Source organism: Paracoccus endophyticus (assembly GCF_003286075.1).
Taxonomy (GTDB): Bacteria; Pseudomonadota; Alphaproteobacteria; order Rhodobacterales; family Rhodobacteraceae; genus Paracoccus; species Paracoccus endophyticus.
The window spans coordinates 73,902-98,253 of sequence record NZ_QLUV01000010.1; the positions used below are offsets into that span (position 1 = coordinate 73,902).

Here is a 24,352-nt window from a genome sequence, read left to right on the forward strand (position 1 = left end):
ATATCTTCAAGGAGACCATTCATGGCCCATTACGACCCGAACGATCCCCGCCGCACCGACGCCACCGATCCGCATCGCCCGGTCGACCCCAGCGGCCGGTCGACGGTCGTGACGGAAACCTATGTCGAGCCGGTGGAGAAGAAGGCCTCTCCGCTGCCGCTGATCATCGGTATCCTGCTGGCGCTGGCGCTGGCCTGGTGGCTGCTGTCGACGTTCATGGGCGGCGACACCGAGACCACGACCACCACCACCGAGCCCACGACGACCGAATCGACGACGACCTCGTCGACCGCGACGACGACCGCGCCGGTTGCGACCACCACGACCGAGCCGGCGACCACGACGACGACCGACACGGCCACGACCACGGCGACCGACACCACCGCCACCGACACGTCGGCGACCACCGGCGCCGCGGCCACGACCGCGGCTGACGCGGCCACCGCCGCGGGCGAAGCTGCCGAAACGGCGGGCGAGGCTGCGCAGGACGCCGCCACCGCCACGGGCGCCGCCGCGGACGCCGCTGCCGAAACTGCGGCCGATGCCGCCGACGCCGCGGCCGATGCCGCGACGACCACCACGACCACGGCCCCGGTCACCACGCCGGCCCCGACGAACTGAGGACGGACCAGCCACACGGTTCCACGACAGCCGCCGCGCCCCCGGGTGCGGCGGTTTTCGCATGACCCCCAGGGCCGCGCCTTGTGCCTTGGCGCTGCGTGCGTCAGGCGGGTGAGCCGCGCGTGCGTCCCCTGCCGTTGTCGGACGGCGTCCGCACGCTCAGGAAGCGGTTCGGGGTCGCATCCTCGTCGGGGACCGTTGCCAGTCGACGCGGCAGCCGCGCTGGCTGGCGCAGGACAGCCGCCGGCCCAGGGCGGCCCCCGCGGCGCGGGTGCGTGACGCGCCTGCTTTGAGGGCGACAGCAACGAAACGCTGCCGGGCCGCTTGTGAAACATTATTGCGCGATGCTATCCATTCCGCGGTTGCGAAGGTGGCGATACAGGGAGGCCGGCCGGTGCGAATTGGCGCGTTGAAGGAAACGACCGAAGGCGAGGCGCGGGTTGCCGTTACCCCGTCCTCGGCCGGGCATCTGCAAAAGCTGGGTCACGAGGTCCACGTCGAATCGGGCGCAGGCGCCCGCGCCGGCTTTTCGGACGCGGCGTACGAGCGGGCCGGCGTGACGGTGCATCCCACCGCGGCGGCGCTGATCGCGGCGGTGGACGTGGTGGCCAAGGTGCGTCCGCCTTCGGACGCCGAAATGGCGGCCATGCGCGAAGGCCAGACGCTGATCTCGTTCTTCTACCCCGGGCAGAACGCCGAGCTGCTGGAGGCCGCGCGCAACCGCGGCGTCAACGCCATCGCGATGGACATGGTCCCGCGCATCAGCCGCGCGCAAAAGATGGACGCGCTGTCGTCCATGGCCAACATCGCCGGCTATCGCGCCGTGATCGAGGCCGCGAACAACTTCGGCCGGTTCTTTACGGGGCAGGTGACAGCCGCGGGCAAGGTGCCGCCGGCCAAGGTGCTGATCGTGGGCGCGGGGGTGGCGGGCCTGGCCGCCATCGGCGCCGCGACCAGCCTGGGCGCGCAGGTCTATGCCTTCGACGTTCGCCCCGAGGTGGCCGAGCAGATCGAATCGATGGGGGCCGAGTTCGTCTATCTCGACTTCAAGGACGAGCTGCAGGACGGCGCCGCCACGGGTGGCTATGCCGCGCCCTCGTCGCCCGAGTTCCGCGGGGCGCAGCTTGCCAAGTTCCGCGAGCTTGCGCCCGAGATGGACATCGTCATCACCACGGCGCTGATCCCCGGCCGCCCTGCGCCCAAGCTGTGGACCGAGGACATGGTCGCCGCGATGAAGCCGGGCAGCGTCATCATCGACCTGGCCGCCGAGCGCGGGGGCAACTGCGACCTGACGGTGCCCGACGAAAAGATCGTGACCGACAACGGCGTCACCATCATCGGCTATACCGACTTTCCGTCGCGGATGGGCGCGCAGGCGTCCGAGCTGTACGGCAACAACGTCCGCCACATGCTGGCCGACCTGACGCCGGCCAAGGACGGCACGCTGGTCCACGACATGGACGACGACGTGATCCGCGGCGCGACCGTGACCAAGGACCGTGACGTGACCTGGCCGCCGCCGCCGCCCAAGATCCAGGCGATCGCGGTGCAGAAGCCCAAGGAAAAGCCGCGCGAACTGACCCCCGAGGAACGCCGCGCGCAGGAGCTTGCGGCCTTCCGCGCGCAGACCCGCAGCCAGGTCACGCTGCTGGGCGTGGGCGCGCTGGTGATGCTGCTGATCGGACTGTTCGCCCCGGCGTCGTTCCTGTCGCACTTCATCGTGTTCGTGCTGGCCTGCTTCGTCGGCTTCAGCGTCATCTGGAACGTCGCCCATTCGCTGCACACGCCGCTGATGGCGATCACCAACGCGATCTCTTCGATCGTGATCCTGGGGGCGCTGCTTCAGATCGGGTCGGGGTCGGCCTGGGTCGTGATCCTTGGCGCGCTGGCCGTGCTGATGACCGCGGTCAACATCTTCGGCGGCTTCCTGGTCACGCGCCGGATGCTTGCCATGTTCCAGAAATCGTAAGGAGGCGTCGATGGCCACCACCGTGATCACCACGCCTGCACCGGGCCTCGACCCTGTCGTCAGCCCCGGCATTCCGTCGTCCATGGTCGAGGCGCTGCCCGCCTTCGGCTTTACCACCGCCGCCTATGTCGTCGCGGCCGTGCTGTTCATCCTGTCGCTGGGCGGGCTGTCGGGCCAGGAAAGCGCCAAGCGCGCGATCTGGTACGGCATCGTCGGCATGGCTCTTGCGGTCGTGGCCACGCTGTTCGGGCCGGGCCTGCACAACTGGTGGCTGTCGCTGCTGATGATCGTCATCGGCGGGGCCGGCGGTTATGTCCTGGCGACCCGCGTGCAGATGACCGAGATGCCGCAGCTTGTCGCGGCGATGCACAGCCTTGTCGGTCTGGCGGCCGTGTTCATCGGCCTGAACGCCCAGATCGAGATGGGCCGCGTGATGTGGGCCCGCGCGAACGGCGTCACCGACGTCTTCCGCGGATTTGCCGCCGTGCTGGCGCACAAGACCCCGGCCGAGATCGCCATGCTCAAGATCGAGGTGGCGCTGGGCGTGTTCATCGGCGCCGTGACCTTCACCGGGTCGGTCGTCGCTTATGGCAAGCTGGCCGGCAAGATCGACGGCAAGCCGCGCAAGGTGCGGGGCGGCCACTGGACCAACCTTGCCGCGGCGCTGGTCGCGCTGCTGCTGACGCTGTTCTACGTCGCGGGCTGGGGTCCGGCGATGCTGTGGCTGCTGGTCATCATGCTGATCGCGGGCTTCATCGGCTGGTCGCTGATCATGGGGATCGGCGGGGCCGACATGCCGGTCGTGGTGTCGATGCTGAACAGCTATTCGGGCTGGGCGGCGGCGATGATCGGCTTCACCCTGTCCAACGACCTGCTGATCGTGGTGGGCGCGCTGGTGGGGTCCTCGGGTGCGATCCTGTCCTACATCATGTGCCGGGCGATGAACCGCAGCTTCATCAGCGTGATCCTGGGCGGCTTCGGCGGCGAGACGGGCCCCGCGATGGAGATCGAGGGCGAGCAGATCGCCATCGACGCCGAGGGCGTGGCCGCGGCCCTGAACGAGGCCGACAGCGTCATCATCGTCCCCGGCTATGGCATGGCCGTGGCGCAGGCGCAGCAGTCCGTGTCGGAACTGACGCGCAAGCTGCGCGCGGCGGGCAAGAAGGTGCGCTTTGCGATCCATCCGGTCGCCGGTCGCCTGCCCGGCCACATGAACGTGCTGCTGGCCGAGGCCAAGGTGCCCTATGACATCGTGATGGAGATGGACGAGATCAACGAGGATTTCCCGTCCACCGACGTCGCCATCGTCATCGGCTCGAACGACATCGTGAACCCGGCCGCGCAGGAAGACCCCAACAGCCCCATCGCCGGGATGCCGGTGCTGGAGGTCTGGAAGGCCAAGCATGTGTTCGTGTCCAAGCGCGGGCAGGGCACCGGCTATTCCGGCATCGAGAACCCGCTGTTCTACAAGGAAAACACGCGGATGTTCTATGGCGACGCCAAGAAGTCGATCGACGCGCTGCTGCCGATGATCGACTGACCGGACCGCACGCAGGCCCAAGCCCCCGCCCGACCGGCGGGGGTTTTCCTTTGGCGCGGTCCTTGAACGGGAAGGCCCCCGCGCGGGACGCAGGGGCCTTGATGCCGAAAGCGGGCGGCGGTCCTGTCAGGGATTGATCTGGATCGGCGTGCCGTCCCGGACCATGGCATAGATGTCCTCGATCTCGGCATCGGTCACGGCGATGCAGCCTGCCGTCCAGTCGCCCCGGATGGGCGCCAGCGCGCGCCCTTCGGGGCCCTGGCCGTGGATGAAGATGTCGTTGCCGGGGTCCTGTCCCACCGACGCCGCGAACGCCACGTCCTGCGGGTCGGGATAGGAAATCCCGATGGACAGGTGATAGCGGCTGTCCGGGTTGCGCCGGTCGATGAAGTAGTTCCCCTCGGGCGTCTTGCCGTCGCCGGAAAACTGCTTGTGGCCCTGCGGCTCGTTCCCCAGGCTGACGTTGTAGGCCCCGATGATCGAACTGCCGCTGAACAGCAGCATCTGCCGGGCCGATTTGTTCACCACGACCTGCGTGACCGGGGGGCCGGAATACTGCTTGAACTTGCCCGGCCCGCACGAGGCGACCAGCGCCAGCAGCATCGCGGCCGACACGGCCCGCATGTGAATGGTCATGGTCCGTCCCCGCTTGACCCGCGTTTTTGGCGACAATGGCCCACGTCGTGACCCCGCGCAACGCCGCGGCGATCACAACTGCGAAGGGAACATCCGGGCCCCGCGGGCGCGAAAGGTCCGCAGGGGTCTACCCCAGGGCCGCATTCGGCGCCCCGGGGCAGGCCGCCCGTGCCCTGCGACTGTCGGCGCAGACGCCGCGCGCGGGGCTTGCACAGGGCGCGGTTTGCGGTTTGTTTGCGGCGGATGAGCGATCCGAACCCCGACCCGCACCAGCCCGCCGACCTCGCTGCGCCCGGCGTCATGGACCCGGTCGATCATCCGCTGCGCTATGCGATGGTGAACGAGCTTCATGCCCGCCCGTCCCCGCGGCTGCAGGCGCCGGCGACGGCCGTGCTGGTGGCGTTCAAGGAACCCCGTGACGCCGCGAACCGCGACCCGGCCGCCGACATTGCCCATCTGGCGGCCCTGGCCGTGCGTTACGGCGCCCCCGCGCCCCAGCCCGGCGCCAGCCATTATGCCGCGATGCTGGGCCGCCACCAGTTGCGGTGGGAGAATCATACGGAATTCGTGAGCTACGTGGCCTTCGCGCCGGGGCTGCCAGAGCGGCCGTTCGATCCGTCCGCGGCGGCGATCCTGCCGGCCGCCTGGCAGGCGACCGCCCCCGGCCGCCGCGTGGTGGCGGCCATGGTCCAGATCGACCTGCTGCCCGAGGATACGACCCGGATCGGCGACCGGCTGGCGGGGATGTTCGCCGAGGACGGGCTGAGCGTGGCGGGCGTCCTGGACGGGCAGGGGGTGATCGCGACCGATTTTCGCATCGACGCGGCGGGCTGGACGCGCTTTGCCGTTTTCGTTCGCCCCGAGGTGGGGCCGGGCCGCATCGGCCGCCTTGTCCAGCGCCTGCTGGAGCTGGAGACCTATCGCGCGATGTCCATGCTGGGCCTGCCGCGCGTGCGGGCGCTGACCGCGCGGCTGAACGCGCTCGAGCCGCGGCTGGCCGCGCTGATCGCCCCCGACCAGGCCCGCCAGCCCGACCAGGTGCTGGCCGACCTGCTGGCCGTCTCGGCCGAGCTTGAGGCCGCCGCGACCCAGCATCAGTTCCGCTTTGGCGCCACCGCCGCCTATGACGCCATCGTCTCGGACCGCATCGAGGCCCTGCGCGAGGTGCGGTTCCAGGGCCGCCAGACCATCGCCGAGTTCATGACGCGCCGGTTCGAGCCTGCGATGCGGACGATCCGGTCCGCGGAGCGGCGCCTGGCCGAGATGCTGGACCGCGCGGCGCGGGCGGGCGAGTTGCTGCGGACCCGCGTCGATGTGCAGCGCAGCGCGCAGAACCAGGCGCTGCTGGAACGCATGGACCGCCGCGCCGACCTGCAACTGCGGCTGCAACACACCGTCGAGGGGCTGTCGGTGGTGGCGATCAGCTATTATGCCGTCGGGCTGATCGGCTATGCCGCCTATCCGCTGGCCCATGCGCTGGCGATCGACAAGGCGGTGGTGATTGCGGCGCTGACGCCTCTGGTGGTGGGGGCGGTCTGGTGGGCGATGCGCCGTGTCCGCGCCGGGCTGCATCGCGCCGCCGGCGACCACGCGGGGCATGGGGATCTGTGACGCTCGCGCCGCCGTGACTTGCCCAGCCCCTGGCCTGCGGGCAGGATGGCCCCCCATGGTGAAGGAGCCGACGATGACCCGATACCTTGCCCTTGCCGCCCTGCTGGTGCTGTCGGCCTGCGGCGTTCCGCTGGTGCCGTTGATCTGACATGGCCGGCACGCTGCGGATGCTGGGTCTGGCCCATTGCTCGACCTGCCAGAAGGCGCAGGCCGCGCTGCAGGACGCCGGCTGGACCGTCACGTTCCGCGACGTCAAGGACGAGCCGCTGTCCGAGGACGAGCGGCGCACGCTGGTTGAGGCGTTCGGCGACCGCCTGGTGAACCGCGCCAGCCTGACCTGGCGCGCCATGTCCGAGGAGGAGCGCGCCGCCGATGCGGTCGCCATGCTGGGCGAGCGTCCCTCGGTGATGAAGCGTCCGGTCATCCTTGCGGGCGACCAGCGCCTGCTGGGCTGGACCGCGACCGTCAAGCGCGCGATGGGCGTGCCGGCCTGACGCCCGGGGCGCCCCGTCAGACCACATAGCGGTCGCGCCGGTGATTGATCGCGATCACCAGGTTGACGACGCCCGCCCCCAGCGCCGACCACAGCACCCGGTCCCAGGGCAGGATCATCGCGGCGGCAGCGAACAGCACCGCGTCAAAGCCCATCTGCACCCAGCCGGCCCTGATGCCCAACCGGTCCTGCAGGTCCACCGCCACGATGCCGATGCCGCCCAGGCTGGCGCGGTGGCGAAACAGGGCCAGCAACGCCGCCCCCGAGGTGAAGCCTGCCAGCACTGCCGCCGCGCCGGGATGCAGCCGGTCGAACCCCACAAGCGCCGGCAGCACCAGGCTGACGGCGACCATGATCAGCACGCAGGCCAGTGTCCGCACCGTGAAGGCCAGTCCCAGGCGACGATAGCCGAAGCCATAGAACGGCAGGCTGAGGACCAGATAGACCGGCCCGAACGCATAGCCGCTTTGATAGGAAATCAGCAGCGCCAGCCCCGCCATCTGCCCGGTGATCAGCCCGGCGCTGGCCAGCAGGAACGCCCCAAAGCCCGCCATGGCGGCACCGAAGACCATGCCCTGTGCGTCCTCGGCGGCCGTGTGGCGGGCAGGGGGCAGCAAGGGGGCGGTATGGGGCGGCATCGACGGGACCAGGGAGAAAGGGCCAGGGGGAGCAAGCGGCGGGACCGACCGGGCGGGACTGCGCGGGCAGCGATGGGGCCGTCCATGCCGCGCGGCCGTGATCTTGTCCACCCCGCGCCGGCGCGTCAGCCCGGCCGGTCCAGCGCCCCGATGCGCCGGGTCAGCAGGTCGAAGAACGCAGGCCCATCCACATCGCGCATGAACAGGGCGTTCGCCGCCCGCCCGCTGACGCCCCACCAGTCGGCGACGGTCATGCCGGTGGTCCACCGGCCCTGCGTCTCGATCTCGACGTTGATGCGGCGGCCGGAAAACAGCTCGGGCGCGACCAGCCAGGCGACCGCGCAGGGATCGTGCAGCGGCGCGCCCTCGTGGCCGTATTTCGCCTTGTCGAAGCGTTCGAAGAAATCGGTCCAGCTGGCCACCGCGCGTCCGACCGGCCCGGTGGCGGCCATCGCGTCCACCCATGCCCGGCTGGTCAGCGCCCGGTGCGTCACGTCCAGCGGCATCATCACCAGGTCCACGCCGGCGGCCAGGACCTCGGCGGCGGCCTCGGGATCGACGAAGACGTTGAACTCGGCGGCGGGGGTGACGTTGCCCACCTCGAAATAGGCGCCGCCCATCATGACGATCCGGGCCACGCGCGGGATGATGTCGGGGGCGCGGCGAAAGGCCGATGCGATGTTGGTCAGCGGGCCGATCGGGACCAGTGTGATGGTGCCCGCCGCCTCGCGCCGCAGCGTGTCGATGATGAAATCGACGGCGTGCGTATCCTGCAGCGGCATGGCGGGCGCGGGCAGGTCCACGCCGTCCAGCCCGGTCTTGCCGTGGACATGTTCGGCCGTGACCAGCCGGCGTGTCAGCGGTGCGTCGCAGCCGGCAAAGACCGGCACATCCGGGCGGCCGGCCAGCTCGCACACGATCCGCGCGTTGCGCGCGGTCAGCGGCAGCGGGACATTGCCCGCGACCGCCGTGATGCCCAGGACCTGCAGTTCGGGCGAGGCCAGCGCCAGCAGGATGGCGACGGCATCGTCCTGCCCCGGATCGGTGTCGATGATGATCTTGCATGGCATCGGCGGCCCCCCGGGACTGGATGAGCCGCCTTGATAGGCCTCAGGCCGGTCGCCCGTCAAAGGCCTCTGGCTTGGGCGCCGCCGCCGCCGTGGCGTCAGCCATCGACATCGACCTGCTGGATCAGCTTCAGCGCGTCGGGCCGCAGGCGCGAGATCTCGGTCAGATCGACGCTGTCGGGCGTGAACTCGCCCCAGCTTTGCACCACCGGGGACAGCGCCACGCCCGATTTGATCGGGAATTCATAGTTCGTCTCGGCGTAGATCTTCTGCGCGGTGTCGCTGGCCAGGAACTCCATCAGCTTGAGCGCGGCGTCCTTGTTGGGCGCCGATGTTGTCATCGCCACGCCCGAGACGTTCACATGGGTGCCGCCGTCCTCGAACTTCGGAAACACGATGCGGACGGATTCGGCCCATGCCTTCTGTTCCGGGTCCTCGAGCATCTTGCCCATGTAGTAGGTGTTGCCCAGGCTGATGTCGCATTCGCCGGCCCAGATCGACTTGACCTGGTCGCGGTCGCCGCCCTCGGGCTTTTTCGCCAGGTTGGCCTTGATCCCTTCCAGCCATTGCGTCGTCGCCTCGGGGCCGTGGTGGGCCAGATAAGCCGCGGTCAGGGCGACGTTATAGTCGTTGGTGAACGACCGGGTGCAGATGCGGCCCTTCCATTTCGGATCGGCCAGATCCTCGTAGGTCGTGACCTCGCCGTCGGCCACGCGGTCCTTGCTGGCATAGACGATGCGCGCGCGCGTGGTCAGCCCGTACCAGTGATGGTCCGCGTCGCGCAGGTTGGCGGGAATGGCCGCGTCCAGGGCCGCGTCCTGCACGGCTTGGGTCACGCCCGCGTCCTTGACCTCGCCCAGGCGCGCCACGTCCACGGTCAGGATCAGGTCGGCGGGCGAGCGGTCGCCCTCGGCCTTCAGCTTCTCGACCAGGCCCTTGTCCACGAAGGCCACGTTCACGGGAATGCCGGTTTCGGCGGTGAACGCATCCAGAAGCGGCTGGATCAGCTCGGGCTGGCGGTGGGAATAGATGTTCACCTCTTGCGCCAGCGCGGGCATCGCGGTCGAGCCGATGAGGGCGGCCAGGATCAGTCGGGTCATGGTTGAGTCCTTTGGTCAAGCTATGGGGCTGGTGTGGCGCAGCCGGTGCGAGCCGTCAATACCCGACTAAACTGCTTTATTTCTGACAGGCCCGGTCCGGCGATGCGCCCGGGCGGTTGCGGGGTCGGGACGAGTGCCCATATCGCCGGGATGCAGCGCCGTGATCTTCTTCGGGCGGGGCTGGCCGTGCTGGCCGCACCCGCCATCCTGGCGACCGCGCGGACGGCGCGGGCTGCCGCCGCCGCCGTGGGCGCCGTGCTGGACGACGCGCAGGGGCTGGACCGCCTGCGCGCCGTCGCCGTGTGGCGCGACGGGGCCGAGGTGGCCGCGCGCGGCTATGGCGGCTTTGATCCCGACCGGCCCACCAACATCAAGTCCGCGTCCAAGTCGGTGATTTCGGCCCTGGCCGGTATCGCCATCGCGCGGGGCCTGTTGCAGGGTCCTGACCAGCGCATCGCGCCCCTTCTGGCGGCGGACCTGCCGCCCGATCCCGATCCGCGGCTGGCGCGCATCACGCTGGGGCACCTTCTGTCCATGCAGGCCGGCCTGCAGCGCCAGTCGGGGCCGAATTACGGGCGCTGGGTCGGCAGCCGGAACTGGGTCCGCGCGGCGCCGGCCGCCCCGTTCGAGACCGAGCCGGGCGGACGGATGCTGTATTCGACCGCCTCGTCGCATCTGGTGTCGGCGATCCTGGCGCAGGTCGGCGGACGGCCGACGCTGGCGCTGGCCCGCGACTGGCTGGGCGGCATTCCCGGCTTTGCCATTGCCGACTGGGAACGCGACCCGCAGGGCATTCACCTGGGCGGCAACCAGATGGCGATGAGCACGCGGTCGCTGTTGGCGTTCGGCGCGGCCTATGCGGCGGGCGGCGCGGGCGTGATTCCGTCCGGCTGGGTCCTGGAAAGCTGGCGGCGGCGGACGGCCTCGTTCTTCACGGGCGAGGATTACGGCTATGGCTGGTTCCTGTCGCGGATCGGCGGGCGGCCGGTGCGCTATGGCTGGGGCTATGGCGGCCAGATGATCTATGTCTTTCCCGCCGCACCGGGCACGCCCGCCGCGGCCGTCGCGATGACCAGCGACCCCGACCGGCCCTCGGCCCGCAGCGGATACCGCGACGACCTGCACCGGCTGGCCGGGCGCGTCGTTGCCGCGCTGGCGGCCTGAGGCGGCGTTGACGCCCCGGGCCTGCCGCGCTAACCGCCGCGCATGGCGCGCGCACCCCTTCTGCAACTGACCGGCATTTCGCTGACCTTCGGCGGCAATCCCGTTTTCGACGACCTGTCGCTGACCGTCCAGCCCGGCGACCGCGTGGCCCTGGTCGGCCGCAACGGGTCTGGCAAGTCCACCCTGATGAAGGTGATGGCGGGCCTCGTCGAGCCGGACCGGGGCGAGGTGATCGTGCCGGTGGGCACGACCGTTGGCTACATGGAGCAGGACCCCGACCTGTCGGGCTTTGCCACGCTGGGCGAGTTTGCCGCAGCCGGCCTGCCCCTGGGCGAGGATTATCGCGTGGCGATGGCGGCCGAGGGGCTGAAGTTCGACCCCGACCGCCCGGTCGCCACCGCCTCGGGCGGCGAGCGGCGCCGCGCGGCGCTGGCCCGGCTGCTGGCCCAGGCGCCGGAACTGATGCTGCTGGACGAGCCGACGAACCACCTGGACATCGAGGCGATCGGCTGGCTCGAGGAACAGCTGTCCGACAGTCGCACGGCCTTTGTCCTGATCTCGCACGACCGCGCCTTTCTGCGCCGCCTGACGCGGGCAACCCTGTGGATCGACCGGGGCGAGGTGCGCCGGCAGGAGCGCGGCTTCGACGGCTTCGAGGAGTGGCGCGAGGCCACCTGGGCCGCCGAGGACGAGGCCCGCCACAAGCTGGATCGCAAGATCAAGGCCGAAGGCCGCTGGGCGGTCGAGGGGATCAGCGCCCGGCGCAAGCGCAACCAGGGCCGCGTTCGGGCGCTGGCTGCCCTGCGCGCCGAGCGGGCGGGCCAGATCCGCCGCCAGGGAACGGCCGCGATGGCGCTGGAGTCGGGGACCCAGTCGGGCAAGCGGGTGATCGAGGCCAAGGGCATCTCGAAGGCGTTCGGCGACCGGGTGATCCTGCATCCGTTCGATCTGCGCGTGCAGCGCGGCGACCGCATCGCCTTTGTCGGTCCGAACGGCGCGGGCAAGACCACGCTGATCAAGATGCTGACCGGAGAGATCGCGCCCGACACCGGCACCGTGGCGCATGGCACGAACCTTGAGGTCGCCGTCTTCGATCAGGCGCGCGCCGCGATCGACGACACGGTGTCGCTGTGGGATGCGCTGACGGGGGACCCGGCCATGCGCGTCAGCGGCCGGTCGGATCAGGTGATGGTCCGCGGCCAGCCCAAGCACGTCATTGCCTATCTCAAGGATTTCCTGTTCGACGACGCGCAGGCCCGCGCGCCGGTCGGCAGCCTGTCGGGCGGCGAAAAGGCGCGGCTGCTGCTGGCGCGGATCATGGCGCGGCCGTCGAACCTGCTGGTGCTGGACGAGCCGACGAACGACCTGGACATCGAGACGCTGGACCTGCTGCAGGACATCCTGGGCGATTACGACGGCACCGTGCTGCTGGTCAGCCACGACCGCGACTTCATCGACCGCGTGGCGGACACGACCGTCGCCATGGAGGGCGATGGCCGCGCCGTGGTCTATGCCGGTGGATGGACCGATTACCGCGCCCAGCGGGGTGAGGACGCCCCCGAGGCTGACGCGGCCGAGGCGCGGCCCGCCGCCGCACGGCCCGCCCCGGCGCGCGGCGCGCCCGGGCGCGGGGGCCTGAGCTTCACCGAGCGGCACCGGCTCGAGTCGCTGCCCGACGTGATCGCGCGTCTTGAGGCCGAGATCGCCAGGCTGACCGATTTCCTGGCCGATCCACAGCTGTTCGCCACCGCCCCCGCCAAGTTCGCCAAGGCCTCTGCCGCGCTGGCCGAACGCCAGCAGGCCCTGGCCGCCGCCGAGGAGGAATGGCTGGCGCTGGCGGAACGGGCCGAGGCCTGACGCCGCCCGCGCAGGGCCGCGGTGGTGACGGCTGGCGTGCCGCACAGGTCTTTCCGGCTGGCGCATCCATCCCGCGCGCCCCATCCTGAAGACCGGCACGACGGGGGATGGCATGGGCGCGCTTGACGGACTTCGCATCGTGGAAATCGCGGGCCTTGGTCCGACGCCCTTTGCGGCCATGTGGCTGGCCGAACACGGGGCCGAGGTGATCCGCGTGACCCGGCCGGGTGCCCGTCACGTGCTTGGGCTGGACCGCGACGTGCTGGACCGGGGCCGCGACTGGGTCGAGCTTGACCTGAAATCCGACGACGGCCGCGCCGCCGTGCGCGCGCTGATCGGCCAGGCGGATGCGCTGATCGAAGGCATGCGCCCCGGCGTGATGGAGCGGCTGGGCCTGGGCCCGGGCGACTTTCCCGACAACCCGCGGCTCGTCTATGGCCGCATGACAGGCTGGGGCCAGACGGGGCCGCTGGCCCATTCGGCGGGCCATGACCTGACCTATCTGGCGATCACGGGCGCGCTGCATGCGATCGGTCCCGCCGACCACCCGGTGCCGCCGCTGAACCTGCTGGGCGATTTCGCGGGCGGGTCGATGTATCTGGTGGCGGGCATGCTGGCCGCGATGCTGTCGGCGGCGCGCACGGGCCGCGGACAGGTGGTTGACGCCGCCATAAGCGACGGGGTCGTCCATCTGATGGCGATGATATCCGGGATGCGGCTGGCCGGCCGGTGGGACGACCGGCGCGGCGCAAACCTGCTGGACGGCAACTGCCCGTTCTATACCTGCTATCCCTGTGCCGACGGTCGTCACCTGGCCGTCGGTGCGATCGAGCCGCAGTTCTGGGCCGAGCTGCTTGCGCGCCTGGGGCTTGACGCGGCGGCGCTGCCCGACCGCATGGACGTGGCGAACTGGCCCGCGCTGCGCGCCGTGCTGGGATCGGCGATCGCCCTGCGGACCCGGGACAACTGGGCTGCCGTGTTGGAGGGGACCGACGCCTGCGCGGCCCCGGTGCTGTCGATCGACGAGGCCCCGCACCATCCCCATGCCGTGGCCCGCGCCGCCTTTGCGCAGGGCGAGCCCGCGCCGGCGCCCCGGCTGTCGGCGACGGCGGCTGCGCTGCGCGCGGGCCGCCCGATCGCACCCACCGAGGCCCTGGCGCGCTGGGGCGCCGGGACCTGAACGGCGCCATCCCGCGCGCGGGCGCGGATGTTGACTTTGCGCCCCGGATGCGGCATAGCCCCGCGACCGGCAGGGCATCCGCCTTTGACCGGACATTCATGTTCACACCACCCCATGGCGGGTGCGCTGTCCGAGGCGGGCCGAAGGCCCTGGAACACCCGGCAACCGGGGGCCACAGGACGCGGCAGAAGAAAGAGAACGACACGATGTTCGCAGTCCTCAAGACGGGCGGCAAGCAGTACCGGGTTCAACCCGGCGACGTGCTGCGCGTCGAGAAGCTGGACGCCGAAGCCGGCGACAAGGTCCAGTTCAACGACATTCTGATGATCGGCTCGACCATCGGGGCACCGATGGTGGCCGGTGCGGGCGTGGTGGCCGAGGTCATCGACACCATCAAGGCCGACAAGGTCATCACCTTCCACAAGCGCCGCCGCAAGCATTCGTCGCAGCGCACCCGCGGCCATCGCCAGCAACTGACTCTGCTGCGCGTGACCGAGCTGCTGGAATCGGGCGCGGACGCCTCGTCCGTCAAGACCGCCGTCGGCGCGCGCCTGGCGCGCGTGGCCGAGCATGGCTCGGTCGGCGCGGCCCCGGTTGCGGCGCAGGCCTCGGCCAAGCCCGTCAAGAAGCAGCCGGCGACCACGGTCGCCGAAGTTCAGGAGGCCTGAGTCATGGCTCACAAGAAAGCAGGCGGCTCGTCCCGGAACGGCCGCGATTCCGCGGGTCGCCGGCTGGGCGTCAAGCTGTTCGGCGGCCAGAAGGCCATTGCCGGCAACATCATCGTCCGCCAGCGCGGCACCACCTGGTGGCCGGGCCAGAACGTCGGGATGGGCCGCGACCACACGCTGTTTGCGCTGGTCGATGGCCATGTGACCTTCCGCAAGGGGCTGAAGGGGCGGACCTTCATCTCGGTCCAGCCCGCGGCGATCGCAGCAGAATAAGCCGGTCTCGTACAGCAAAGGCGCAGGGGGATCGGTTCGGCCGGTCCCCCTGATCACATTCCGGCGGCGCCAGCCGTCGCCGTCCAGCCGCGATCCCGGAGGAGGAGACCGATGGCCCTGACGACATCCGCCGAGGCGCGCGCATTGCGCGCGACAGGCGTTCCCGCTGACGCGGCCAACGCGCCCCAGCCCGAGATTCCCGCCGGCCGCTTTCTGCTGCGGCCGCTGCGCCGGTCCGACGAGGGGCTGATCCAGCATTACACCGCCGACCGCCGCCTGGCGCAGGGCACGCGCGCCATACCCCACCCGCTGCCCCCGGGCGCCGCCGCCGCCTATGTCGCGCGGGCGTCCGCGCCCGACCGGGTCGAGGACGTGTGGGCCATCGACGGCACCGAATCCGGGCTGGGCGAACTGGTCGGCGTGGTGTCGCTGACCCGGCTGGAGGACGCGCAATCCGAGCTTGGCTTCTGGATCGGCGCCGGGTTCTGGAACACGGGCTTTGCGACCGAGGCGGTCCAGGCCCTGGTCGCCGCCAACCCCCATGGCGCCCGCACCCTGTTCGCCGAGGCGTTCCAGGACAACCCGAGCTCTGCCAAGGTGCTGACGAACGCGGGGTTTTCCTATCTGGGCGATGCGGAAAGCTGGTCGGTGGCGCGCAATGCGCGGGTGCCGACCTGGACCTATCTGCGCCTGATGGGCTGAGGGGGGCGCGGGGGCCCGCCCCGGCCGCGCCGCCTGGGGTCAGTTCCGCAGCGTAACCGCGTTCCCCGCCCCGGCCACGACGACGCCGGTGATCGCCGCAAGCTCGGCGTGGCTGACCGCCACGGCCGCCGTCAGCGTGTCGGGACCCGGCCGCGCGGGCGTCGCGGCCAGGGCCGACTCTGCCAGCGGCGGCGAGGCGACCAGCCGCAGCCGCAGCACTCCGTCCGCGTCGGGGCGCAACTGCCCCTCGGGCTGCGGGGTTTCAGTGACCAGCGCGGCATCCCACCAGCCCTGGGTGGCGGGCAGGGCCGTCACGACCAGCAGCCGGCCTTCGACCAGCGGCTCCCATCGGGCCGAGAGGATCTGCGCCACCGGCGCGCGCGGGTCCGCGCGTCCATAGCCCTTGGCGGGCTCAAGCGTCTGCGGCCCCCGCGGGCCGGCCCCCATGCCCAGCCATGTCCGCGGGTTCCAACTGCTGTCACCCCTGCCGCAGCCCGCCAGCGTCAGCGCCGCACAGGCGATCAGCAGGGCCGGCGTGAGGGGCGACCGGCGTCTGGTCGGCGCGGTTCGGGTCATGCGGGCGGCCTTTCCAATAAGCGTCGCCGTCCCTGTTAGGCGATCCGCGCCGCACCCGGAAGGGGGCGCTTTGACCTTGCCGCCGCCAAGGGATATCCCCGGCAACTGCGAGCCGCCGCCGCAAGAACGAAAGGACCCGAGATGGCCACCCCCGCCTTCGAGGAGATTGCCGAGACCTTCGCCTTTCTGGACGACTGGGAGGACCGGTACCGCCACGTGATCGAACTGGGCCGCGCCATGCCCCCGATGGACCCTGCGCTGCACGTCCCCGCCACCAAGGTCGAGGGCTGCGCCAGCCAGGTGTGGATCATGCCGCGAATCGAGGATGGCACCTTCGATTTTCAGGGCGACAGCGACGCGCTGATCGTGCGCGGCCTGATCGCCGTGCTGCACGCGCTGTATTCCGGTCTGCCCGTCGCCCAGGTGCCAGCCGTGGACGCCCCGGCCGAACTGGCCCGGCTGGGGCTGGACGCGCATCTGTCGGCGCAGCGGTCGAACGGCGTGCGCGCGATGGTCGGCCGCATCCGCGAATCCGCGGCGGCGGCGGCAAGCTGAGCGGCACGGCGCCGCTCTGCCGGGCCGGTGCCGCATGTGGGCGCCGGTCCGGGCCGCGGATTTATGCCGAGACCGGCGCCGGCGCGGTCTCGGCCAGTGCCTTGTCGATCGCGGCCAGCAGGCGCGGGTCCTCGGCCGTGACGTCGGGTGCGAAACGGCCGACCACGCGGCCATCGCGGCCGATCAGGAACTTCTCGAAATTCCACAGCACCTCGGGCGCGGTATTGGTCTGGATGCCATGGCCCGCCAGCCGCTGCCGCATCGGCCCGTCGCCCTCGGCCTCGGGGCGGGTGGCGACCAGCGCCGCATAGACCGGATGCTTGTCCGGCCCTGACACGGTGGCCTTGGCGGCAAGGGGAAACGTCACGTCATAGGTTGTGGCGCAGAACGCGGCGATCTCGGCGTCGGTGCCGGGTTCCTGGCCCAGAAAGTCGTTCGAGGGCACGGCGAGCACCCGCAGCCCCGCGGCCTGCCGGTCGCGCCACAGCCGCTCCAGCCCCGCATACTGCGGCGTCAGCCCGCATTTCGAGGCCACGTTGACCATCAGGACCACCTCGCCCCGCAGATCGTTCAGGGTCAGGTCGGACCCGTCGTTCATCCGCAACGGGATGTTGCCCATGTCGTTCATCGCCGCACCTCTTTCGCCGTGATCCAGCCGCCACCCAGGACGCGGGTCGCGCCGGGTTCGTAAAACACGCAGGCCTGTCCGGGGCTGACCCCTTCCTCGGGGGTCAGCAGCTCGACATGCGCGGTCGTGGCGCCGGTCGGCCGCAGCAGGGCGGGCACCGGCGGGCGGGTAGAGCGCACCCGCACCGCGACGCTGCGTTCGGCCACGTCGGTCAGCGCACCGTCGCCCAGCCAGTTGACCTCGGCCACGGGGATCACCCGCGTCGCCAAGGCCTCGCGGGGGCCCACGACCACGCGGCGTGCGGCCGGGTCCAGGCGAACCACGTACAGGGGTGTGTCCAGCCCGCCGATGCCAAGGCCCCGGCGCTGTCCGATGGTATAATGGATCACGCCGCGATGGGTGCCCAGCACCGTGCTGTCCATGTCGACGATCTCGCCCGGATCGGCGGCACCGGGCCGCAGCTTCTCGATCACCGCGGCATAGTCGCCGTCCGGGACAAAGCAGATGTCCTGGCTGTCGGGCTTGTCGGCCACGGCCAGGCCGTGGGCGGCCGCCAGCGCGCGCGTATCGGCCTTGCTGGCCAGTCCGCCCAAGGGAAACCGCAGGAAGTCAAGCTGTTCGCGGGTGGTCGAGAACAGGAAATAGCTTTGGTCGCGGCCGGGGTCCGCGGCGGCGTGCAGCTCGGCCCCGTGCGGCCCATCGAGGCGGCGGATATAATGCCCCGTGGCCATGCAGTCCGCGTCCAGGTCGCGCGCGGTCTGCAGCAGGTCGCGGAACTTGACCCGTTCGTTGCAGCGGATGCAGGGCACGGGCGTCGCGCCCGCCAGATAGGCGTCGGCAAACTCGTCGATGACCGATTCGCGGAAGCGGTTTTCATAGTCCAGGACGTAATGCGGAATGCCGATGCGCTCGGCCACCCGCCGCGCATCGTGAATGTCCTGCCCGGCGCAGCACGCGCCTATCTTTTTCAGCGCCGCGCCATGGTCGTAAAGCTGCAGCGTGACGCCGATCACGTCATAGCCCTCGGCCTTCAGCATCGCGGCCACGACCGAACTGTCCACGCCGCCGGACATGGCCACGACGACGCGGGTCTGGGCACAGGGCTTGGCAAAGCCCAGCGAATTGGCGGCAAAAGCCGGCAGGGGAGTCTGAACGGTCACGGGCAATTCCAGCCTGGCGGCACAAGCGGCGCGGGGGTCAGCGCGGCGATTGCGGAAAAATATAGGAAAAACGTGGTGGAACGCAACCCGCCGTGGCGGCAACGTTGACCGGGACTTAAGGTGTTTGTGGAAAGTGGTCTGAACGGGACGCGGGCAAGGGAGCAGGGAATGTTCGTCAGGAAATCAGCAGGTCCACGCACGGTGACGCTGCCCGACGGCACGATCCTGACGATGGCCGACCTGCCTGCGGCGGATGCGCGCTGGATCGCCCGGCGCAAGGCCGTCGTGGTGCGCGCGGTCGAGCACGGGCTGCTGGCGCGAGAGGATGCGCTTCGCCGGTACGGGTTGACCGACGAGGAGCTGGACGGCTGGGCGGCTGCCGTGCATCGGCACGGCCTGGCGGGGCTGAAGGTGACGGCCCTGCAGCAGTTCCGCGGGCATCCACAACTTTGACGCGAAATCTGTTGACGAATTCACCGGAAATTAACCAATTGTCTGCAATGGTCGGCGACAGAACGATTTTCGGAGGAACGGCCCATGCGGATCCTGCTGGTCGAGGATGATCCGACCACCGCACGCAGCATCGAACTGATGCTGACCCACGCGAACTTCAACGTCTACCTCACCGACATGGGCGAGGAAGGCGTCGATCTGGCCAAGCTGTACGACTATGACCTGATCCTTCTGGACCTCGACCTGCCCGACATGAACGGGATGGAGGTGCTGCGCCAGATCCGCATGTCGCGCATCGACACCCCGATCCTGATCCTGACGGGGGCGGACGACACCGAGATCAAGCTGCGCGGCTTCGGCTTCGGCGCTGACGACTACATGACCAAGCCCTTTCACCGAGAGGAGTTGGTTGCCCGCATCCAGGCCATCATCCGGCGGTCAAAGGGGCACAGCCAGGCTGTCATCCGCACCGGCCGGATGCAGGTCAACATCGACGCCCGATCGGTCGAGGTGGATGGCCGGCCGGTCAATCTGACGGGCAAGGAATACCAGATCCTCGAGCTGCTGAGCCTGCGCAAGGGCACGACGCTGACCAAGGAGATGTTCCTGAACCATCTTTACGGCGGCATGGACGAGCCCGAGCTGAAGATCATCGACGTGTTCATCTGCAAGCTGCGCAAGAAACTGGCCGAGGCGATGGGCGGCGAAAGCCACATCGAAACCGTGTGGGGTCGGGGCTATGTCCTGCGAGAGGCGCCCGACGCGGCGGCTTTGCACCCTGAACGTCTGGCCGTCGGGGCCTGAGCGGCGGCAGGGCGGCGTCTGGACAACGGCCGGCGGCCCTCGTTATCACGGACCGACCGGCAGGGCCCTGGCCCGTGCTTTCAAACCGGCCGGCACGACGGTGGGCAGAACGATGCACAGGACAGCAGACGACCAGGACCGGCCGGACCGGGCGGCGGACAACCGCGCCCTGTCCGATCCCGATCGAATGCCGCTGCCTGATCCCGCCGCCCCGCTGCCGCAGGACCCGGCCACGGCCGCCGCCGAAATCGCCGACCTGATGCGGGTGGTGGCGGCAGCGGACGTCGATTATCACACCCGCGATGCGCCGACGCTGAGCGACGCGCAGTATGACACGTTCAAGCGTCGTCTGCGCGCGCTTGAACAGGCGTTCCCCGACCTCGCCGCCCCGGAAAGCCCGACGGGCCGGGTCGGCGCGATGCCGGCCGAGGGCTTCGGCAAGGTGCGCCACGCCCGCCCGATGCTGTCGCTGGAAAACGCGTTCGCCGCGCAGGATGTGGCGGACTTCGTGGCGCGCATCCGCAGCTTTCTGAACCTGGCCCCCGGCGCCGCCCTGCCGTTCACCGCCGAACCCAAGATCGACGGGCTTTCGCTGTCGCTGCGCTACGAGGACGGCCGTCTGGTGCAGGCGGCCACCCGCGGCGACGGCACGACGGGCGAAAACGTCACGGCCAACGCCCGCACCATCGCCGAGATCCCCCAGCAGCTGACCGGCGCCCCCGCCGTGGTCGAAGTGCGGGGCGAGGTCTACATGGCGCACGACGACTTCGCGCGGTTGAACGCCAGCGGGGTCGACCGGGTCTTTGCCAATCCGCGCAACGCCGCGGCCGGATCGCTGCGCCAGCTCGACCCCGAGGTGACGCGCCGCCGACCGCTGCGCTTTTTCGCCTATGGCTGGGGCGAGCTGTCGGCGCCGCTGGCCGACACGCAGTTCGATGCCGTGCACCGACTGGCCGGCCTGGGGTTCCCTGTGAACCCGCTGACCCGGCGGGTGGACGATCTGGACGCGATGCTGGCGGCCTGGACCGACATCGAACAGCGCCGCGCGACGCTGGGCTATGACATCGACGGCGTCGTCTACAAGCTGGACGATCTGGCGCTGCAGGCGCGGCTGGGCTTTCGATCCACCACGCCCCGCTGGGCGCTGGCCCACAAGTTCCCGGCCGAACTGGCCTGGACGCGCCTTGAGCGGATCGAGATCCAGGTCGGGCGCACCGGCGCGCTGTCGCCGGTGGCCCGGCTTGCGCCCGTGACCGTGGGCGGTGTCGTGGTGTCGAACGCCACCCTGCACAACGAGGATTACATCGCCGGGCGCGACTCTCGCGGCACGCCGATCCGGGACGGCCGCGACATCCGGGAAGGGGACTGGGTCCAGGTGTATCGCGCGGGCGACGTCATCCCCAAGATCGCCGACGTGGACCTGGCCCGCCGGCCGGCCGATGCGGTGCCCTATGTCTTTCCGGCGCGCTGCCCGGACTGTGGCAGCGACGCGATCCGCGAGGAGGGCGATTCGGTGCGCCGCTGCACGGGCGGCCTTGCGTGCCCCGCGCAGGCGATCGAGAGGCTGCGCCACTTCGTCTCGCGCAACGCCTTTGACATCGAGGGGCTGGGCACCCGGCAGGTCGAGGCGTTCTGGGACGCGGGCTGGCTGCGCGAGCCGGCCGACATCTTCACGCTTGCCCGCGACCATGCGGACGAGTTGCGCGCGTCCGAGGGGTGGGGCGAACGATCGGTGGCGAACCTGCTCGCCGCAATCGAGGGGCGGCGCACGATCCCATTGGCGCGGCTGATCTTTTCGCTGGGCATCCGCCATGTGGGCGAGGTTGCTGCGGCCGTCCTGGCGCGCCATTTCGGCAACTGGGCCGCCTTTGTGGCAGCGGTCGACGGCGCCGCGGCCGAGCCTGCCGCGCAGGCCGCCGACGACCGGACGCGCCGGGCCGCCCTGGCCGACAGTCCCTGCTGGGCCGAGTTGTCCAGCATCGACGGCGTCGGGCCCGTGCTGGTGCGCGCGCTGGTGACGGCCTTTCACCAGCCGGCGGAACGGGCGATGATCGACCGCCTGGTGGCCCATCTCGACATCCAGCCTGATTCGGGCGCGGTTCAGGCCGACAGCGCCATTGCTGGCCTGACCGTCGTTTTCACCGGCACGATGGAGCGCATGACGCGCGCCGAGGCCAAGGCGCGGGCCGAGGCGCTGGGCGCCAAGGTTGCGGGATCGGTTTCGGCCAGGACCGATCTGGTGGTGGCGGGACCGGGCGCAGGGTCCAAGGGCCGAAAGGCGGCCGAACTGGGCGTGCGCGTCATCGACGAGGACGAATGGCTGGCGATCGCGAAGGCCTGAGTCCGCCGCGTGGCCGGCCGCCGGTTCTGTTTCCGTTGTTTGCGGCAGCCGACACGCTGCCCGGCGTGGGGGCAAAGGCTGCCGAATCGTTCGCCGGGCTGGGAATATCCCGTCCCCGCGACGTCCTGTTCCATCTGCCGTCGGCCGGCATCTCGCGACGCGCCGTCGCGCGGCTGGCCGATCTGCGCCCGCCCGAGACGGCAACGGTAACCGTGACCGTTCAGCGCCACATCGCCCCCGCACAGCGCGGCCGGCCCTGGCGCGTGGTCTGCACGGATGGGACGGGCGATCTGACGCTGGTGTTTTTCCATGCCCGCCAGCACTGGATCGAATCGCAGCTGCCGCTGGGCCAGCCTTGTGTCGTCTCGGGCAAGGTCGAGCTGTTCGACGGCCTGGCGCAGATGGTGCATCCAGACCATATCCTGCGCCCCGGCGATCCCCCCCCGCCCGCGTTTGAACCCGTCTATCCGCTGGCCGGCACGCTGACGCAGCGCACGGTCGCACGGGCCGCGGCGGCGGCCATCGACCGCGCCCCGGCGTTGCCGGACTGGATCGACCCGGCGCTGAAATCACGCGAGGGCTGGCCCGACTGGACGACCGCGCTGGCCGCCGCGCACGCCCCCACGGGGCCACAGGACCTGTCGCTGCGGGCGCCGGCCCGCACGCGCCTGGCCTATGACGAGCTGTTCGCCCATCAGATGACGCTGGCTCTGGTCCGCCGCGACCGGCGGCGCGCGGCGGGCCGCGCCTCGGTCGGGGACGGGCGGCTGCGGGCGCAGGTGCTGGCGGCGCTGCCCTGGCCCCCCACGGCGGCGCAGCGCCGCGCGGTCGAGGAAATCGCGGCCGACATGGCGTCGCCCCATCGCATGAACCGGCTGCTGCAGGGGGATGTCGGGTCGGGCAAGACGCTGGTGGCGCTGCTGTCCCTGCTGATCGCGGTCGAGGCGGGCGGGCAGGGCGTGCTGATGGCACCGACCGAGATCCTGGCCCGCCAGCACCTGGCCGCCCTGGCGCCGCTGGCGGATGCGGCGGGGGTGCGGGTGGCGCTGCTGACCGGGCGCGACCGGGGCGAGGGGCGCGATCAGGTTCTGGCGGATCTGGCGGCCGGGCTGATCCACATCCTGGTCGGCACCCATGCCGTGTTCCAGCCCGGCGTCGTGTTCGATGACCTGCGGCTTGCCGTGATCGACGAGCAGCACCGCTTCGGCGTGGCGCAACGGCTGGAGTTGGGGGCCAAGGGCGACCGGCCCGACATGCTGGTGATGACCGCGACACCGATCCCCCGCAGCCTCGCGCTGGCGCAGTTCGGCGACATGGACCTGTCGGTTCTTGATGAAAAGCCCCCCGGCCGGCAGCCGATCGTGACGACCGCGCTGCCGGACGGGCGCATGGACGACGTCGTGGCGCGGCTGGACGCGGCCCTGACGCGCAACGCACGGGCCTATTGGGTCTGCCCGCTGGTCGAGGAAAGCGAGGCGGTCGATCTGACCGCCGCCGAGGCGCGGTTCCAGGCGCTGCGGGCCCGGTTCGGGGACCGGGTACGGCTGGTTCACGGCCAGATGCCGCCCGAGGCGCGCGATGCGGCCATGGCCGATTTCGCCGCCGGGCGGGCCCAGCTGCTGGTAGCGACCACGGTGATCGAGGTGGGCGTGAACGTCCCCGAGGCGACGATCATGGTGATCGAGCGGGCGGAAAGCTTTGGCCTTGCGCAACTGCATCAGCTGCGCGGCCGCGTGGGGCGGGGGACGGCCTCGTCCAGCTGCCTGCTGCTGTATCACGAGCCGCTGTCCGAGGCCGGGCGTCGGCGGTTGCAGATCCTGCGCGACAGCGACGACGGCTTCCGCATCGCCGAGGAGGATCTGGCGATGCGCGGGGCGGGGGACGTGATCGGTACGGCACAGTCGGGTCTGCCGCGGTTCCGCGTGGCGGACCTGGAACGGCAGGCCGATCTGATGGCGATGGCCCGTCAGGATGCGCGCGCGCTGCTGGAGACGGACCCGCAGCTTGCGTCCGACCGCGGGCGCGCCGTGCGAACGCTGCTGTGGCTGATGGAACAGGATCGCGCGCTGCGCCTGATGTCGGCAGGGTAGCAGGAAAGTTCTTAAAAAGTTCTTTACAGACTCGCGCCAAAATGAGAACAAAGTGGCAACATTGTAGTGGAGGCCACCCGATGAGCCCTTTGACAACCCTGTCCGATGTGATCGCCGATGCCCTGGGCGTCGCGGCCATCTCTGCCGCGACCGTCGCGGCGCTGTGGCTGCCGGCCCTGACAGCCGCCTGATTTCCGTCCTGCCCCGCGTTGCCCCCGCGATCCCG

Annotated in this window: 23 protein-coding genes; 16 read left to right on the forward strand and 7 right to left on the reverse strand. The window is 70.5% G+C overall.

Annotated elements, in window-relative coordinates:
• Window positions 1–21 precede the first annotated feature (21 nt).
• The 3 genes from DPQ23_RS15745 (at window position 22) to DPQ23_RS11775 (ending at window position 4,130) form a co-directional block, all read left to right on the forward strand.
• Window positions 22–621 carry a hypothetical protein gene (locus tag DPQ23_RS15745; protein WP_205961453.1) on the forward strand — a complete coding sequence of 200 codons (600 nt, stop codon included), beginning with the start codon at window positions 22–24 and terminating at the stop codon, window positions 619–621.
• A 394-nt stretch (window positions 622–1,015) separates the two neighbouring features.
• Window positions 1,016–2,590 (forward strand): Re/Si-specific NAD(P)(+) transhydrogenase subunit alpha, encoded by a 1,575-nt coding sequence (locus DPQ23_RS11770; protein WP_112874987.1) that lies wholly within the window; start codon window positions 1,016–1,018, stop codon window positions 2,588–2,590.
• 82 nt (window positions 2,591–2,672) lie between these two features.
• Window positions 2,673–4,130, forward strand: coding sequence for an NAD(P)(+) transhydrogenase (Re/Si-specific) subunit beta (locus tag DPQ23_RS11775; protein ID WP_112875037.1), 1,458 nt, complete (start codon window positions 2,673–2,675; stop codon window positions 4,128–4,130).
• A 126-nt stretch (window positions 4,131–4,256) separates the two neighbouring features.
• Here DPQ23_RS11775 and DPQ23_RS11780 read toward each other — a convergent pair whose 3' ends face one another.
• Window positions 4,257–4,766 (reverse strand): L,D-transpeptidase family protein, encoded by a 510-nt coding sequence (locus DPQ23_RS11780; RefSeq protein ID WP_112874988.1) that lies wholly within the window; start codon window positions 4,764–4,766, stop codon window positions 4,257–4,259.
• A gap of 300 nt (window positions 4,767–5,066) precedes the next feature.
• On the opposite strand from DPQ23_RS11780, the gene DPQ23_RS11785 reads away from it, so the two are divergent.
• Window positions 5,067–6,377 (forward strand): DUF3422 family protein, encoded by a 1,311-nt coding sequence (locus DPQ23_RS11785; protein ID WP_112875038.1) that lies wholly within the window; start codon window positions 5,067–5,069, stop codon window positions 6,375–6,377.
• 149 nt (window positions 6,378–6,526) lie between these two features.
• Window positions 6,527–6,871 (forward strand): arsenate reductase family protein, encoded by a 345-nt coding sequence (locus DPQ23_RS11790; RefSeq protein WP_240602655.1) that lies wholly within the window; start codon window positions 6,527–6,529, stop codon window positions 6,869–6,871.
• Window positions 6,872–6,887: 16 nt separating this feature from the next.
• On the opposite strand, the gene DPQ23_RS11795 is transcribed toward DPQ23_RS11790, so the two are convergent.
• The 3 genes from DPQ23_RS11795 to DPQ23_RS11805 form a co-directional block, all read right to left on the reverse strand.
• Window positions 6,888–7,508 (reverse strand): YitT family protein, encoded by a 621-nt coding sequence (locus DPQ23_RS11795; RefSeq protein WP_112874989.1) that lies wholly within the window; start codon window positions 7,506–7,508, stop codon window positions 6,888–6,890.
• Window positions 7,509–7,633: 125 nt separating this feature from the next.
• Entirely contained in the window at window positions 7,634–8,578 is a 945-nt protein-coding gene (locus DPQ23_RS11800) for a nucleoside hydrolase (RefSeq protein ID WP_112874990.1), read from the reverse strand.
• Window positions 8,579–8,673: 95 nt separating this feature from the next.
• Window positions 8,674–9,675: a Fe(3+) ABC transporter substrate-binding protein gene (locus DPQ23_RS11805; protein WP_112874991.1), complete on the reverse strand. Its 1,002-nt coding sequence runs from the start codon at window positions 9,673–9,675 to the stop codon at window positions 8,674–8,676.
• A gap of 150 nt (window positions 9,676–9,825) precedes the next feature.
• Between DPQ23_RS11805 and DPQ23_RS11810 the strand changes: the two genes are divergently transcribed.
• From DPQ23_RS11810 to DPQ23_RS11835, 6 genes are all read left to right on the forward strand, one after another.
• Window positions 9,826–10,839: a serine hydrolase domain-containing protein gene (locus tag DPQ23_RS11810; protein ID WP_112874992.1), complete on the forward strand. Its 1,014-nt coding sequence runs from the start codon at window positions 9,826–9,828 to the stop codon at window positions 10,837–10,839.
• 42 nt (window positions 10,840–10,881) lie between these two features.
• Window positions 10,882–12,696, forward strand: coding sequence for an ABC-F family ATP-binding cassette domain-containing protein (locus DPQ23_RS11815; protein ID WP_112874993.1), 1,815 nt, complete (start codon window positions 10,882–10,884; stop codon window positions 12,694–12,696).
• 112 nt (window positions 12,697–12,808) lie between these two features.
• A complete protein-coding gene (locus DPQ23_RS11820; protein ID WP_112874994.1) occupies window positions 12,809–13,876 on the forward strand; it encodes a CaiB/BaiF CoA transferase family protein in 1,068 nt (355 codons plus the stop codon).
• Between the two features lie 206 nt (window positions 13,877–14,082).
• A complete protein-coding gene (gene rplU, locus DPQ23_RS11825; RefSeq protein WP_112874995.1) occupies window positions 14,083–14,544 on the forward strand; it encodes a 50S ribosomal protein L21 in 462 nt (153 codons plus the stop codon).
• 3 nt (window positions 14,545–14,547) lie between these two features.
• The gene (gene rpmA / locus DPQ23_RS11830) at window positions 14,548–14,817 is read left to right on the forward strand and encodes a 50S ribosomal protein L27 (protein WP_112874996.1); all 270 of its coding nucleotides are present in this window, start codon (window positions 14,548–14,550) and stop codon (window positions 14,815–14,817) included.
• Window positions 14,818–14,928: 111 nt separating this feature from the next.
• The gene (locus DPQ23_RS11835) at window positions 14,929–15,519 is read left to right on the forward strand and encodes a GNAT family N-acetyltransferase (protein WP_112874997.1); all 591 of its coding nucleotides are present in this window, start codon (window positions 14,929–14,931) and stop codon (window positions 15,517–15,519) included.
• Between the two features lie 39 nt (window positions 15,520–15,558).
• Here DPQ23_RS11835 and DPQ23_RS11840 read toward each other — a convergent pair whose 3' ends face one another.
• Window positions 15,559–16,095: a hypothetical protein gene (locus DPQ23_RS11840; RefSeq protein ID WP_240602657.1), complete on the reverse strand. Its 537-nt coding sequence runs from the start codon at window positions 16,093–16,095 to the stop codon at window positions 15,559–15,561.
• A 141-nt stretch (window positions 16,096–16,236) separates the two neighbouring features.
• On the opposite strand from DPQ23_RS11840, the gene DPQ23_RS11845 reads away from it, so the two are divergent.
• Window positions 16,237–16,650, forward strand: coding sequence for a SufE family protein (locus DPQ23_RS11845; protein ID WP_112874998.1), 414 nt, complete (start codon window positions 16,237–16,239; stop codon window positions 16,648–16,650).
• 61 nt (window positions 16,651–16,711) lie between these two features.
• Here DPQ23_RS11845 and DPQ23_RS11850 read toward each other — a convergent pair whose 3' ends face one another.
• The gene (locus tag DPQ23_RS11850) at window positions 16,712–17,278 is read right to left on the reverse strand and encodes a glutathione peroxidase (RefSeq protein WP_112874999.1); all 567 of its coding nucleotides are present in this window, start codon (window positions 17,276–17,278) and stop codon (window positions 16,712–16,714) included.
• Window positions 17,275–18,420: a tRNA 2-thiouridine(34) synthase MnmA gene (gene mnmA / locus DPQ23_RS11855; protein ID WP_240602673.1), complete on the reverse strand. Its 1,146-nt coding sequence runs from the start codon at window positions 18,418–18,420 to the stop codon at window positions 17,275–17,277. Before mnmA ends, DPQ23_RS11850 begins: the two co-directional genes overlap by 4 nt.
• Before the next feature lie 186 nt (window positions 18,421–18,606).
• Here mnmA and sciP point away from each other — a divergent pair, with 186 nt between their 5' ends.
• The 4 genes from sciP (at window position 18,607) to recG (ending at window position 24,126) form a co-directional block, all read left to right on the forward strand.
• Window positions 18,607–18,891, forward strand: coding sequence for a CtrA inhibitor SciP (sciP, locus tag DPQ23_RS11860; protein ID WP_112875000.1), 285 nt, complete (start codon window positions 18,607–18,609; stop codon window positions 18,889–18,891).
• Window positions 18,892–18,975: 84 nt separating this feature from the next.
• On the forward strand, window positions 18,976–19,695 hold the full coding sequence (gene ctrA / locus DPQ23_RS11865) for a response regulator transcription factor CtrA (protein WP_112875001.1): 720 nt from the start codon (window positions 18,976–18,978) through the stop codon (window positions 19,693–19,695).
• Between the two features lie 187 nt (window positions 19,696–19,882).
• Window positions 19,883–22,036: an NAD-dependent DNA ligase LigA gene (ligA, locus tag DPQ23_RS11870; RefSeq protein WP_112875042.1), complete on the forward strand. Its 2,154-nt coding sequence runs from the start codon at window positions 19,883–19,885 to the stop codon at window positions 22,034–22,036.
• A complete protein-coding gene (recG, locus tag DPQ23_RS11875) occupies window positions 22,012–24,126 on the forward strand; it encodes an ATP-dependent DNA helicase RecG (protein WP_112875002.1) in 2,115 nt (704 codons plus the stop codon). The genes ligA and recG overlap by 25 nt, the downstream gene beginning before the upstream one ends.
• Window positions 24,127–24,352: the final 226 nt, after the last annotated feature.

What these genes read in the sequence shown, in the direction of transcription:
- DPQ23_RS15745 (WP_205961453.1), top strand. Translation starts at nt 22, where the DNA reads ATGGCCCATTACGACCCGAACGATCCCCGCCGCACCGACGCCACCGAT.
- DPQ23_RS11775 (WP_112875037.1), top strand. Translation starts at nt 2,673, where the DNA reads ATGGTCGAGGCGCTGCCCGCCTTCGGCTTTACCACCGCCGCCTATGTC.
- DPQ23_RS11780 (WP_112874988.1), bottom strand. Translation starts at nt 4,766, where the DNA reads ATGACCATTCACATGCGGGCCGTGTCGGCCGCGATGCTGCTGGCGCTG.
- DPQ23_RS11785 (WP_112875038.1), top strand. Translation starts at nt 5,067, where the DNA reads ATGGACCCGGTCGATCATCCGCTGCGCTATGCGATGGTGAACGAGCTT.
- DPQ23_RS11790 (WP_240602655.1), top strand. Translation starts at nt 6,527, where the DNA reads ATGGCCGGCACGCTGCGGATGCTGGGTCTGGCCCATTGCTCGACCTGC.
- DPQ23_RS11795 (WP_112874989.1), bottom strand. Translation starts at nt 7,508, where the DNA reads ATGCCGCCCCATACCGCCCCCTTGCTGCCCCCTGCCCGCCACACGGCC.
- DPQ23_RS11800 (WP_112874990.1), bottom strand. Translation starts at nt 8,578, where the DNA reads ATGCCATGCAAGATCATCATCGACACCGATCCGGGGCAGGACGATGCC.
- DPQ23_RS11805 (WP_112874991.1), bottom strand. Translation starts at nt 9,675, where the DNA reads ATGACCCGACTGATCCTGGCCGCCCTCATCGGCTCGACCGCGATGCCC.
- DPQ23_RS11810 (WP_112874992.1), top strand. Translation starts at nt 9,826, where the DNA reads ATGCAGCGCCGTGATCTTCTTCGGGCGGGGCTGGCCGTGCTGGCCGCA.
- DPQ23_RS11815 (WP_112874993.1), top strand. Translation starts at nt 10,882, where the DNA reads ATGGCGCGCGCACCCCTTCTGCAACTGACCGGCATTTCGCTGACCTTC.
- DPQ23_RS11820 (WP_112874994.1), top strand. Translation starts at nt 12,809, where the DNA reads ATGGGCGCGCTTGACGGACTTCGCATCGTGGAAATCGCGGGCCTTGGT.
- rplU (WP_112874995.1), top strand. Translation starts at nt 14,083, where the DNA reads ATGTTCGCAGTCCTCAAGACGGGCGGCAAGCAGTACCGGGTTCAACCC.
- rpmA (WP_112874996.1), top strand. Translation starts at nt 14,548, where the DNA reads ATGGCTCACAAGAAAGCAGGCGGCTCGTCCCGGAACGGCCGCGATTCC.
- DPQ23_RS11835 (WP_112874997.1), top strand. Translation starts at nt 14,929, where the DNA reads ATGGCCCTGACGACATCCGCCGAGGCGCGCGCATTGCGCGCGACAGGC.
- DPQ23_RS11840 (WP_240602657.1), bottom strand. Translation starts at nt 16,095, where the DNA reads ATGACCCGAACCGCGCCGACCAGACGCCGGTCGCCCCTCACGCCGGCC.
- DPQ23_RS11845 (WP_112874998.1), top strand. Translation starts at nt 16,237, where the DNA reads ATGGCCACCCCCGCCTTCGAGGAGATTGCCGAGACCTTCGCCTTTCTG.
- DPQ23_RS11850 (WP_112874999.1), bottom strand. Translation starts at nt 17,278, where the DNA reads ATGAACGACATGGGCAACATCCCGTTGCGGATGAACGACGGGTCCGAC.
- sciP (WP_112875000.1), top strand. Translation starts at nt 18,607, where the DNA reads ATGTTCGTCAGGAAATCAGCAGGTCCACGCACGGTGACGCTGCCCGAC.
- ctrA (WP_112875001.1), top strand. Translation starts at nt 18,976, where the DNA reads ATGCGGATCCTGCTGGTCGAGGATGATCCGACCACCGCACGCAGCATC.
- ligA (WP_112875042.1), top strand. Translation starts at nt 19,883, where the DNA reads ATGCCGCTGCCTGATCCCGCCGCCCCGCTGCCGCAGGACCCGGCCACG.
- recG (WP_112875002.1), top strand. Translation starts at nt 22,012, where the DNA reads ATGGCTGGCGATCGCGAAGGCCTGAGTCCGCCGCGTGGCCGGCCGCCG.